Here is an 11,319-nt window from a genome sequence, read left to right as displayed (position 1 = left end):
CCGGGCCGGTACGGGGCCGGTCCAGTCGTTCGGCCTGTGCCGGGGGCGCCGCGCTGGACGACCACTCCGGAGCTCTTCGGGAGATTTCTATGCACGACAGGTACGACACGAACGACCCGTACAACGGGATGGCGGCTGCGGACCTCGAGAACGTGGTCTGGCAGAAGAGCCTGCACAGCAACTCTCAGGGCAACTGCGTCGAGTTCGCCGCTCTGCCGGGAGGGGACGTGGCGATGCGCAACTCGCGCTTCCCGGACGGTCCCGCGCTCATCTACACCCGGGCCGAGATCGCGGCGCTGCTGCTGGGTGCCAAGGACGGGGAGTTCGACCACCTGGCGGTCTGACCGGCCGTCGCCTTCACCATCGGGGGGCCGTCGTGGGTGCTGACACCGCGGCGGCCTGTGTCTGACGGCGCCCATTCCCTGGTACGGGCGCCGTCGCGCCGGGCCGTTCTTCCGGTCGTGTGCGGCCGCGAGTACGGACGGCCCGACCGAACAGGTCACCTGCCCCGCCGCCCGGCTTGATGTCCGCTCCGATGCCTGCCCTGATGTCCGCGCTGACGCCGGGCCTGGCCGCCGGCCGGGACCGTCGAGCAGGGGTGTGCCGCCCGTGCCCGCGCCTCCTGTGCTCAAGCCGCTCGTGCCCACTGTCGCCGCCCTGCCCGGTCCGGAGCTAGGCCGAGCGCCGGTGCCGTCCGCCGACCTCGGGGGTCGCGCACTGCTCCGCCTCGAAGAGCGCCCAGACCACCTTGCCGCCGCCCAGCGGGTGCCAGCCCCAGGAGCGGCTGAACGAGTCCACCAGGTGCAGCCCGCGGCCCGACTCGGCCACGAAGTCCGCCTCCCGTGCCACCGGGCCGATGCTGCTGGGGTCGCTCACCGCGCAGACCACCTGCGGGGCGCGGTGAACCAGGCTTATTCGGATCGGCAGCCGGCCGTCCGCCGCCTGGGTGGGACAGTCGTAGCCGCCCAGGGCGCCGCCGGCCGGGTCGGGCCGTGCGCCGATCGCGTGCCGGAGGGCATTGGTCACCAGCTCCGAGGCCACCAGCGCGACGTCGTCGAACAGCTCGCCCAGCCCCCAGCGCTGCAGGGCGCTCCGGGCGAAGTCGCGCGCGGTTCTGACGGCTTCGTAGCGAGGAGCGAGCGTACAGGTGACCACATGGGGGTCGACTGCCAAAGCCGTACCGGTGCTCATGAAGAGCTCCTCCCATAAGGGGGCGGACACGGCTGGACCCGCCGGGGTCATGCCGGTCACCTCCGACTCGCTCGGCCGCACGGCCGCCCCCTCGACCAGTCGCGCGCGCACACGAACGCCCGGTGGCGCGAGGGGCGCTGCCGGGCTGGTGCACGGAGTCGCGCGTGGGGTCGACGCGGAGCCCGCGGGATTGCCAGGGATGTGCAGGTGCACGTGCACCATGGTCCTCTGCGCTCACTGCAGATGCAAGAGTCGATTCACGTGCAGTCGCACTATTGGCATATGCAAGCGCCGAATGCACGTGCATCCTGGTGTGTGGAGTGCGGAACTGATAGGAACATCCGTCAGTATCGGCACCGTGAGCGCTCAACTGATGGCAGACTGTGCGCTGTTTGCCCTAGGTGGAGGTTTCGACCGCATGACCACAGTTCAGCCGGGCGGCGGCTCGATGGTCCGCCGGATCCTCCTCGGTTCCCAGCTGCGCCGGCTCCGCGAGGCGCGCGGCATCACCCGCGAGGACGCCGGGTACGCGATCCGCGCGTCCGAGTCCAAGATCAGTCGCATGGAGCTCGGCCGCGTCAGCTTCAAGGAGCGCGACGTCGCCGATCTCCTCAGCCTCTACGGCGTGGACGACGGCATCGAGCGCGAGGCCCTGCTCGGCCTGGTCCGTGAGGCCAACAAGTCCGGCTGGTGGCACAGTTTCAACGACGTGCTGCCGGGCTGGTTCCAGACCTACGTCGGCCTGGAGGAGGCCGCCGCGCTGATCCGCACCTACGAGGTGCAGTTCATCCCCGGCCTGCTGCAGTCCGAGGAGTACGCGCGAGCGGTTTTCGGTCAGAGCCGCCCGGTCATCAGCGCGGAGGAGGTCGAACGGCGGGTCAGCCTCCGGCTGCGCCGCCAGAAGCTGCTCGCCGAGGGCAACAACCCGCGGCTCTGGGCCGTCATCGACGAGGCCGCGCTGCGCCGCCCGGTCGGCGGGCCCGAGGTGATGCGCGGTCAGGTGCAGTACCTGATCGACGTCGCCGAGCAGGCCAACGTGGTGATCCAGGTGATGCCGTTCCGCTTCGGCGCCCACGCCGGGGAGTCCGGAGCGTTCACCATCCTGCGCTTCCCCGAGCAGGACCTCGCCGACGTCGTCTACCTGGAGCAGCTCACCAGCGCGCTCTACCTGGACAAGCGCGACGACGTCGACGCGTACATCCAGGTCATGGAACGGCTCTGCGTGGACAGTCTGACGCCCGAGCGGACCATCGATCTGCTGGCGTCGATCCTGAAGGAACGCTGACAACGAGCTGACCGGCGGCTGACCGGCCGCCGTACAGTCGTCGTCGAACGGCCGTCGCCCCGCGCTCACCCGCGGGCCGACGGCCGTTCGCGCTGCGGCGGCCGCGGCTGCGGCGGCCGGCCCAGCTCCCAGGCCAGGTCGTAGCGGCCGAACAGGTCGGCCCGGATCGGCGCCAGCGATATCTCGGCCCCCGGCAGCAGGACGCCGATGCAGCCGCCCATCAGCGCACTGCGCAGCACCGCGTGTTCGGCGACCGGGTCGGGCGCGCCCCAGTCGCGCAGCAGCCCCTGGAGGAGTGCGCCGAGCCGCTGCTGCTCCGGGTCCTGGACGAAGGCGCCGGAGTCCGGGTCCAGGATCAGCGCCAGATGCGAGCGCATCACCCGGGGGTGCTCCATCGCGAGCGCCAGCACCGCGTCGATCGCCCGGGCCAGCCTGGCCTGCGGAGAAGCGTCCGGTGCCAGCGCGGCCAGGGCCGCGGAGAGCTTCTGGTGCATCATCCGGTGCGTCGCGGACTGCATCAGCAGCCGTTTGCCGTCGAAGTAGTAGGAGAGCAGCCCCCGGGCGAGACCGGCCCGTTCGGCGATGTCGGTCAGCGTGGTGCCCGCGTAGCCGCGCTGATCCACCAGCTCGACGGTGGCGCACATGATGCGCCGGCGGGAGCGTTGACGCATTTCCTCGTTGACCGAATCCCCGCGAGGTGCCATCGTGTCTGCTCCGTACGTTCGTTGGCTCCCGGCCAATATACTGGCGGAGCGAACGGCCGAACCGGGGAACCCGCAAGTCGGCGGGTGCCACGGACCGGCTCGTACGGAGGTGCCGGCTCCACCAAGACGGGGGTTTGGTGGAGCCGGTGCCTGTCCGGCGGCGACCCCGGTGACGACGGGGCGGCCCCGGGCGGCGGTCAGCTCTTGGTCAGAAGCCCGCTCCGGGCCGGCTCGCCGGAGTCGAAGAGCTCGGTCGACGGGCCGCGATGGTCGGCCACCGGCCGGGGAGCCGAGGCCTTCCTCCGGTCCAGCACGGCACCGACGGCGGCGATCAGGAAGCCCAGCAGCGCGACCGCCGTGACGAGGACCAGCGCGGGCCGGTAGCCGTCCAGCTGCGCCTGGGCGCTCTCGCCGCCCCCGCTCCCGGCGGTGATCATCGCGGTGGCCCCGGCGAGTACGACCGCGGTGCCGACCTGGATCGCGGTGTTGACCAGCCCGGAGGCCAGGCCCTGTTCCTCGTCGGCCACGCCGTCGGTGGCGGCGATGTTGACCGAGGGGAAGGCCAGCGAGAAGCCGACGCCCAGCAGGATCATCGACGGCAGCACCAGGGTGAGGTAGGAGCTGTGCTCGTCCAGGCGCAGGAACAGCGCGAAGGCGAGCACCAGGGCCAGCACGCCGATCGGCAGCAGCCGGGAAGTGCCGAAGCGGTCCACGACCGGGCCCATCAGCGGCGCGGACAGCGCGATGAAGGCGCCGGCCGGCAGCAGACCGAGGGCCATCTCCAGGGCCGACCAGTGGAGCAGGTGCTGCAGGTAGAGGGTGACGACGAACTGGAACCCGCCGTACGCGCCGGTCATCGCGAAGGCGACGACGTTGGCCCGGGCGACCGAGCCGTTGCGGAAGATGCCGAGCCGGACCAGCGGGTGCGCGGTGCGGCTCTCGATCGTGAGGAAGGCGGCGGCCAGGGCGGCGACCACGAACAGCGAGCCGATGGTGCGCAGGCTCAGCCAGCCGGCCCCCTGGGCCTCGGTGACGGTGAAGACCAGCAGCAGGACGGTGAGCGTGCCGGTGATCGCGCCGGCCACGTCGTACCCGCCCTTGGCGCGCTCCTCGGTGGGGCGGGGGAGCAGCCGGACGGCGAAGGCCAGGGCGAGCAGGGCGACGGGGACGGGCATCAGGAAGGTCCAGCGCCAGCCGACCGAGGTGAGCAGGCCACTGAGCACCAGGCCGAGCGAGAAGCCGCTGGCGCCGCAGGTGGTGTAGATCGACAGCGCCCGGTTGCGGGCCGGGCCCTCGGCGAAGGTGGTGGTGATGATCGACAGCCCGGCGGGGGCGGTGAAGGCGGCGCTGACGCCCTTGAGGAACCGGGCGGCGATCAGCAGGCCGCCGTCGTCCACCAGGCCACCGAGCAGGGAGGCGGCGGCGAACACGGCCAGCGCGACCAGGAAGACCCGGCGGCGGCCGAGCAGGTCGGCGGCCCGGCCGCCGAGCAGCAGCAGCCCGCCGTAGCCGAGGACGTAGCCGGAGACCACCCACTGCAGGGTGGAGGTGGAGAGGTGGAGTTCGGATCCGATGGACGGGAGGGCGACGCCCACCATGGAGACGTCGAGGGCATCCAGGAACATCGCGGCGCAGAGCACGATGAGCGTGCCCCAGAGGCGGGGTGTCCAGTTCAGCCCGCTGGTTGATGAGTCGTCAGGGGACGTGACGGTCGCGGTGGTCATGGGGAGGAGATTACATGCGCATGCATTCAATGCAAATGAATAAGATGTGAACGCATAAATTTCTGGCGCGCGTGGTACTGTGGCGCCGTGGCTGAACTCGACTCTCCGGCGGAGGCAGGTCTGGTCGCCGAATGGCGAGACCTGCTGGCCCGCCATGCCGCCACCAGCTGTGCGCTCGACCGCGAGCTGGGGGAGAGGCACGGTCTCGGCATGAGCGAGTTCGAGGTGCTGGAGCGCCTCGTCGAGGAGCGCGACGCCGACCGGGGCCATCAACTGAGGGTCCAGGAGCTGGCCGACACCGTGCATCTGAGCCAGAGCGCGCTGTCGAGGCTGATCGGCCGGCTGGAGAAGGCCGGCCTGGTCACGCGGGCGATGTGCGCCAGTGACCGGCGCGGCATCCAGATCACGCTCACCGAGGCCGGCTGCCGGCTCTACGCCGAGGCCCGACCGCTGCACCGCGAGGTGCTCGCCCGCGCCATCGGCGGCGGGCCCGACGACTCGTGCCAGCCTGGCTGACGAACCCTCAAGCCTCTTCTGCCGCATGGGTGTTGCGGCGTGCCTTGACCGGAGGGCCCGGCGGTGGCGGAGCCCGGTGGGCCGTTACAGCAGGGTCGAGAGCCCCGGTGCGGCGGCCAGCAGGACGGCGGCGGCGGGCGCGGCCAGCGCCGCGACGGTGAGCCGCAGCCGGTGCGGGACGGAGAGCCGGGGCCGCCCGGCGAGCAGCCGGTCCACCCGCTTCGGGGACTGCGCCAGCCCGGGCGGGCAGGCGCCGAACACCCCGCGGCCCAGGTTGAGTTCGGCCAGTGCCAGGGCGGTGGTGTGCCGCCCGTGCCGGCGCGCCGCCCGGTCGTCGGCCGCCAGCTCCACCAACTCGCCCACCTGGTCCCGGAAGGCGCTGAACACCCCGACGCCGGGGAAGCCGGAGGCGAGGGCCTGGGCGCACTGGGACAGCCAGTGGTGCCGGGCCCGGACGTGCCCGCGCTCATGGCTCAGCACAGCCGCCAACTCCCGGGCGGTCAGCTGCTGGAGGGCGCCGGTGGTCACCACCAGGCGGGAGTTGTGGCCCGGCAGCGACCAGGCCTCGGGGCGGACGTTCTCCAGCACCACCAGCCGCTCGCGCCGGCTGCGCAGGGTGTCGATGGACTCGGGCAACTCGGGTGCCCGGCTGCTCAGTTGGGCGTGTCGGTGGTCGCGGAGCGCCTTCGCGGACCGGACCTCGCGGGTCAGTGCCAGCAGGGTCTGCACCCCGCCCGCCGCCAGCACCGCGGCGCAGAGCCGCCCCCAGCCCTCGGCCTCCTGCAACCCGTACGCGGCCTCCACACCGTGCGGCGCGCCCGCGAACACCAGCGCCCGAAGCTCGGGCAGCGCGGCCGCGGCGGCCAGGACCAGGCCCAGCGCGCAGCAGAGCAGTACGGCCACCACCAGGCACTGCCACACCAGCAGGGCCAGTACGGGTTCCCGCTCCACCCATCGGGCCCGGGTCAGCAGTCGGGGCACCACGGTCGAGAGCAGCAGTCCGAGCAGCAGCAGGCCGAGCAGGGCCGTCATGGCATGGGCTCCCCGAGTACACACGGAACGCGACAGCGCGCTCCCCGCCAACCTAAGCGCTGCCGACGCCCGGTGGAACGACTTTCGGCCGCCCAGTGACCAACGCCACGCGCGGAGTCGGCGGGGTGGGCCCCAGTAGGCGTCACATCGTCAGGAGCATGGCGAACATCCCGATGCCCATCGAGAGCCGGCAGGCCTGCGGCAGCCCGGCGGTGCCGACCGGGCGCCCGCCGCCCGGGGTGCCCAGCAACCGGGTGCCGGTCCAGAGCGAGTAGCCGCCGAAGTAGAGCAGCAACGCGCCGGTCAGCAGCGGCGCGCCGACGCTCGCGGCGTGGTGCGCATGGGCGGGCGCGGCGGCCATGGCGAGTGCCATGTAAGTCATCGCCAGGGTGCCGATCGCGTGGTGCAGCCGGTGCGTCCGCCGGGCCGGGCCGCGCACGGCGCCGAACAGGAAACAGACCGCCGGGACGCCGAACACCCAGGCCCAGACCATGGCCGGCACGACGGCCCCGGTGACGGCCATCGCCGCCATGCCGAGCCCCATCAACGCCTCGGCGGCGTCGGACTCGTGGGCGAGCAGCCGGTGCGGCGCGGGCTGCACGGAGGAGGGGACGGCAGAGGGGACGGCAGAGGGCCCGGGGGAGGGGTCGGTGGAGCAGGGGGCGTGGCGCAGCCGGGTGAGGCAGTAGGCCCCGGAGGCCGCGGTGAGAACGGCCAGCAGCCAGCTGACCAGAACCGGTCCGTGCAACGGCGACCTCCGCGGCGGCGCGTGCGGGCGTACCGTCCACGATCACCGCTCGGAGCCGCGCACAGCAGGGCGTGCACGGGGGCGCACGGAGTGCTCGCCGTGGTGAAGCCGTTCGGCGAGCACTCCTGTGGCCAGGGTCTGTCGTCAGACTCCCGCCGTCCGCCCGGAGGGCGGGCGCGGCGCCTCGGCGGGTCACTTCCCTCCGGTGGCGGCGCCGGAACACAGGCGGCATGGTCGGCGTACGGAGCCGCGTCCGCGGCGCCCCCGAGCCGGATCAGCGGCAGCGGCAGAGGCCGCGCGCGCAACAGCAGGAAGACACCCGGAGCAGGTCGATGTGGCGTCGGGCCACCAGGATCACCGCCGGGAGCATGACGGGAGGTTCGCATCCCCGTCGTGCATCTGTCCGGAACATCCAGATACCCGCCCACATGCCGGACATCCGGCGCCGGACCCCCTTTCCGGGACAATCAGCGGCCCAAGCCCCCTTGAACAGGAGAACCTTTCGTACTTATGGTGTTCCCGTTGAAATAACTCCTGCCGAAGTGAGTCCACGATGCAGAATCTTTCGCCAAGGCTCGCTGTGGCGGCCGACGCCCCGGTCTCCACCCTCGCCGACCACCCGGCCTGGCTGCGCCTCAAGGAAGCCGTCGAGACCCTGCGCCCGCTGCAGTCCAAGGACGGCTCGATCGACCTGGCCGCCGTCCAGCGGCACACGGTCGACCCGCTGGTCGCCACCGTCCGCAGCGCCGTCGGGGAGCTCGCCCCGCTCTTCCCGCACGACGCCGCCTACCTGGCGGCCGTCGACGCGGACCTGGCGAAGTGGGCCGACACGGGGTACCGGGAGCCCGACTTCCTGGACTCGCTGCTGGCCTTCCAGCCCGCGGAGCAGCGCGAGGACGGCCTGGAGCACCTCGTGGTCTTCCCGATGTACACCCAGAACGGCAACCCGGACCGCAACCTGGAAGCCGTCCTGCTGAGCGTGGTCTGGCCCGAGTGGCTGGCCGAGCTGGAGCGCACCCGCTTCGACAACCCGATGTTCGTGCCGATCACCTTCACCGACTTCACGGCCGGCTACGACACCAACTCCGCCGTCCTCTTCCCCGAGACCGTGGCCGTGCGCAAGGCACCGGAGCGTTTCACCTGGGGCGGCATCTTCTGCGACCGCGAGGCCGCCCGCTTCCGCGCCGTCACCACCAGCGCCGTCCAGCAGCTCGGCCTGGAGATCCCGGCCGACGCCGAGGGCCTGCTGCGGGAGCAGGAGCGCGCCCAGCAGACCTTCGTCCTGTGGGACCTCGTCCACGACCGCACCCACAGCCACGGCGACCTGCCGTTCGACCCCTTCATGATCAAGCAGCGCAGCCCGTTCTGGATGTACGGCCTCGAAGAGCTCCGCTGCGACCTCACCGCCTTCAAGGAGGCCGTGAAGCTGGAGGCCGAGGGCAACGCCCACGCCCGCGACGTCCAGTACGCGATCCTCTTCGACCGTCTCTTCCGCTTCCCGGTCAGCGGCGACCGCGTCCGCAACTACGACGGCCTCGGCGGCCAGTTGCTCTTCGCGTACCTGCACAAGCACGACGCGCTGCGCTGGCGCGACAACCGCCTCAGCATCGACTGGGAGCGCGCCCCGCGGGTGACCAACGCGCTCTGCGCCGAGATCGAGACCCTCTACCGCGACGGCATCGACCGGCCCAAGCCGGCCCACTGGATCGCCGCCTACGAGCTGGTCTCCCGCTACCTCACCCCGCACCCGGCCTCCACCTGGGCGAAGGGCCCCGACGCGCTGCCCCTCGACCTTATCGACGGCAAGGCGCTCAACAAGGCCCTGTGCGACGCCGTGCTCCCGGACGAGTTCCCGCTGAGCATGTTCTACGAGGCCCTCAACAAGAAGCTCAGCGGCGTCATCGCCGCCACCGCGGGCATCACGGCCGCCGGTATCCAGGGAGTCGCCGCATGACCACCGCACCCAACGGACCGCTCACCGGCAAGGTCATCGCGGTGGCCGGTGCCACCGGCCCGGCCGGCCACGCGACGCTGCGCCGCCTCGCCGCCGACGGTGCCACGGTGATCGCCGCCAGCATCGACGCGCGAGCCCTCGAGGCCGAGATGGACGCCACCCGCGCCGCCGTGCCCGGGGCCCGTCTCAGCGGCCAGGTCATCGACCTGCTCGACCCGCAGGAGGTCCACGACTGGGCCGACCACCTGGAGGCGGAGCACGGCCACGTCGACGGCCTGTTCCACCTGGTCGGTGGCTGGCGCGGCAGCAAGACCTTCTTCGACACCCGGATCGACGACTGGGACTGGCTGCACGACACCGTCGTCCGCACCCTCCAGCACACCTCGCTGGCCTTCCAGCCCGCCCTGGTCCGCAGCTCCGCCGGCCGCTACGCGATGGTCTCCGCCGCGTCCGCGCACAAGCCCACCGCCGGCGGCGCCGCCTACGCTGCGGCCAAGGCCGCCACCGAGGCCTGGACCCTCGCGATGGCCGACTCCTTCAAGAAGGAGACCACCGCCGCGGACGGCGATCCCACCGCCGCAGCTGCGATCCTGGTCATCAAGGCGCTGGTCAGTCCCGAGATGCGGGCCGAGAAGCCCGAGGCGAAGTTCACCGGCTTCACGGACACCGCCGACCTCGCCACCACCCTGGCGGGCCTCTGGGACCGCCCCGCAGCAGAACTGAACGGACAGCACCTGTGGCTGACAGCCCGATGATCCACCCCGGCTCGCCGGAGGACCCCCGCACGGACGCGGTACGACGGCACGACCCCGCCGTCCGCGGTTTCGCCAGCGACAACTACGCCGGCGTGCACCCGGAGATCCTCGCCGCGATAGCCCTCGCCAACGGCGGCCACCAGGTCGCCTACGGCGAGGACGACTACACGGCGCACCTGCAGGACGTCTTCCGCCGCCATTTCGGCGAGCAGGCCGAGGCGTACCCCGTCTTCAACGGCACCGGCGCCAACGTCGTCGCCCTGCAGGCCCTGCTCCCGCGCTGGGGTGCGGTGGTCGCGGCCGAGAGCGCCCACATCAACGTGGACGAAGGCGGCGCCCCCGAGAAGATGGGCGGCATCAAGCTGCTCACCGTCCCCACCCCGGACGGCAAGCTCACCCCCGAGCTGATCGACCAGCAGGCCTGGGGCTTCGGCGACGAGCACCGGGCCCAGCCGCTGGCGGTCTCGATCACCCAGAGCACCGAGCTGGGCACGCTCTACACGGCCGAGGAGATCCGGGCGATCACCGACCACGCCCACCAGCTCGGCATGCTGGTCCACGTGGACGGCTCCCGCCTGGCCAACGCGGCCGCCTCGCTCGGCCTGCCGCTGCGTGCCTTCACCACCGATGTCGGCGTGGACGTCCTCTCCTACGGGGGTACGAAGAACGGCCTGCTGTTCGGCGAGGTCGTGGTGGTGCTCAACCCGGAACGGGTACGCAATATCAAGTACCTGCGCAAGACCTCGATGCAGCTCGCGTCGAAGATGCGCTTCGCCTCGGTCCAGTTCGAGGCTCTGCTCTCCGGTGACCTCTACCTGCGCAACGCCGGCCACGCCAACGCGATGGCCAGCCGGCTCGAGGCCGCCGTCCGGACCATCGAGGGTGTGACGGTCGTTCGCCCGGTCCAGGCGAACGCGGTGTTCGCGATCCTCCCGCGGGAGGTCAGCGAGCGGCTGCAGAAGCGCTACCGCTTCTACTTCTGGAACGAGCACACCGGTGAGGTGCGCTGGATGTGTTCGTTCGACACCACGGAGGCGGATATCGACGCCTTCGCGGCGGCCATCGCCGAGGAGATGGGCCGCGCCTGACGGCGCTCGTGGACAGCCGATCGTCCCGTCCTGCGACAGCAGGGCGGGACGATTTGCATGTGGCGTGCCCGGGCCCGTACAGTTCCGGAGTCGCACCGAGAGGGGCGGCGGAAAGCGGATCCGATGAATGAAACTCCGGAAAACGGAGCGGAAAGCATCTGATAAGCTTGAAACACGAAAGAACGAAGCGCCCGGAGGGCCCGCTGGAAGGCGGCCTGAAGGAAGTATCCGTTCCTTGAGAACTCAACAGCGTGCCAAAAGTCAACGCCAGATATGTTGACATCCCCGGCCTCGGATTGTTCCGGGGTTGGAGATTCCTTTT

12 protein-coding genes are annotated in these 11,319 nt (G+C 71.5%); 6 read left to right on the top strand and 6 right to left on the bottom strand.

Going from position 1 to position 11,319, the window contains the following annotated elements:
* The first annotated feature begins 89 nt into the window (after positions 1–89).
* Positions 90–344, top strand: coding sequence for a DUF397 domain-containing protein (locus AB0P06_RS33160; protein WP_363614015.1), 255 nt, complete (start codon positions 90–92; stop codon positions 342–344).
* A 328-nt stretch (positions 345–672) separates the two neighbouring features.
* Here the strand turns inward: AB0P06_RS33160 and AB0P06_RS33155 are convergent, their stop codons facing one another.
* On the bottom strand, positions 673–1,191 hold the full coding sequence (locus AB0P06_RS33155) for an ATP-binding protein (protein WP_363614013.1): 519 nt from the start codon (positions 1,189–1,191) through the stop codon (positions 673–675).
* Between the two features lie 418 nt (positions 1,192–1,609).
* On the opposite strand from AB0P06_RS33155, the gene AB0P06_RS33150 reads away from it, so the two are divergent.
* The gene (locus AB0P06_RS33150; protein ID WP_363614011.1) at positions 1,610–2,476 is read left to right on the top strand and encodes a helix-turn-helix transcriptional regulator; all 867 of its coding nucleotides are present in this window, start codon (positions 1,610–1,612) and stop codon (positions 2,474–2,476) included.
* A 65-nt stretch (positions 2,477–2,541) separates the two neighbouring features.
* Here the strand turns inward: AB0P06_RS33150 and AB0P06_RS33145 are convergent, their stop codons facing one another.
* Both AB0P06_RS33145 and AB0P06_RS33140 read right to left on the bottom strand, forming a co-directional pair.
* Entirely contained in the window at positions 2,542–3,147 is a 606-nt protein-coding gene (locus AB0P06_RS33145) for a TetR family transcriptional regulator (RefSeq protein ID WP_363614009.1), read from the bottom strand.
* 230 nt (positions 3,148–3,377) lie between these two features.
* Positions 3,378–4,904, bottom strand: coding sequence for an MFS transporter (locus tag AB0P06_RS33140; RefSeq protein ID WP_363614007.1), 1,527 nt, complete (start codon positions 4,902–4,904; stop codon positions 3,378–3,380).
* A gap of 87 nt (positions 4,905–4,991) precedes the next feature.
* Between AB0P06_RS33140 and AB0P06_RS33135 the strand changes: the two genes are divergently transcribed.
* Complete coding sequence (locus AB0P06_RS33135) at positions 4,992–5,420, top strand: MarR family transcriptional regulator (protein ID WP_363614005.1); 429 nt, start codon at positions 4,992–4,994, stop codon at positions 5,418–5,420.
* An 84-nt stretch (positions 5,421–5,504) separates the two neighbouring features.
* Here the strand turns inward: AB0P06_RS33135 and AB0P06_RS33130 are convergent, their stop codons facing one another.
* The 3 genes from AB0P06_RS33130 to AB0P06_RS33120 form a co-directional block, all read right to left on the bottom strand.
* Positions 5,505–6,452: a M56 family metallopeptidase gene (locus AB0P06_RS33130; RefSeq protein WP_363614003.1), complete on the bottom strand. Its 948-nt coding sequence runs from the start codon at positions 6,450–6,452 to the stop codon at positions 5,505–5,507.
* Between the two features lie 142 nt (positions 6,453–6,594).
* Positions 6,595–7,200, bottom strand: a complete 606-nt coding sequence (locus AB0P06_RS33125) for a DUF5134 domain-containing protein (RefSeq protein WP_363614001.1) — start codon at positions 7,198–7,200, stop codon at positions 6,595–6,597.
* A 274-nt stretch (positions 7,201–7,474) separates the two neighbouring features.
* Positions 7,475–7,570 (bottom strand): putative leader peptide, encoded by a 96-nt coding sequence (locus AB0P06_RS33120; RefSeq protein ID WP_363613999.1) that lies wholly within the window; start codon positions 7,568–7,570, stop codon positions 7,475–7,477.
* A 183-nt stretch (positions 7,571–7,753) separates the two neighbouring features.
* Here AB0P06_RS33120 and AB0P06_RS33115 point away from each other — a divergent pair, with 183 nt between their 5' ends.
* The 3 genes from AB0P06_RS33115 to AB0P06_RS33105 are packed head-to-tail and all read left to right on the top strand — an operon-like array spanning position 7,754 to position 10,997.
* Complete coding sequence (locus AB0P06_RS33115; RefSeq protein ID WP_363613997.1) at positions 7,754–9,154, top strand: DUF6421 family protein; 1,401 nt, start codon at positions 7,754–7,756, stop codon at positions 9,152–9,154.
* Positions 9,151–9,909, top strand: a complete 759-nt coding sequence (locus AB0P06_RS33110; protein WP_363613995.1) for an SDR family NAD(P)-dependent oxidoreductase — start codon at positions 9,151–9,153, stop codon at positions 9,907–9,909. The genes AB0P06_RS33115 and AB0P06_RS33110 overlap by 4 nt, the downstream gene beginning before the upstream one ends.
* Entirely contained in the window at positions 9,906–10,997 is a 1,092-nt protein-coding gene (locus AB0P06_RS33105) for a low specificity L-threonine aldolase (RefSeq protein WP_363614042.1), read from the top strand. Before AB0P06_RS33110 ends, AB0P06_RS33105 begins: the two co-directional genes overlap by 4 nt.
* Positions 10,998–11,319: the final 322 nt, after the last annotated feature.

Source organism: Kitasatospora sp. NPDC088351, assembly GCF_040685575.1.
In the GTDB taxonomy this organism is placed as follows: Bacteria; Actinomycetota; Actinomycetes; order Streptomycetales; family Streptomycetaceae; genus Kitasatospora.
The sequence above is the reverse complement of the archived record's forward strand: the minus strand, read 5'-3'. Positions and strand labels throughout refer to the sequence as shown.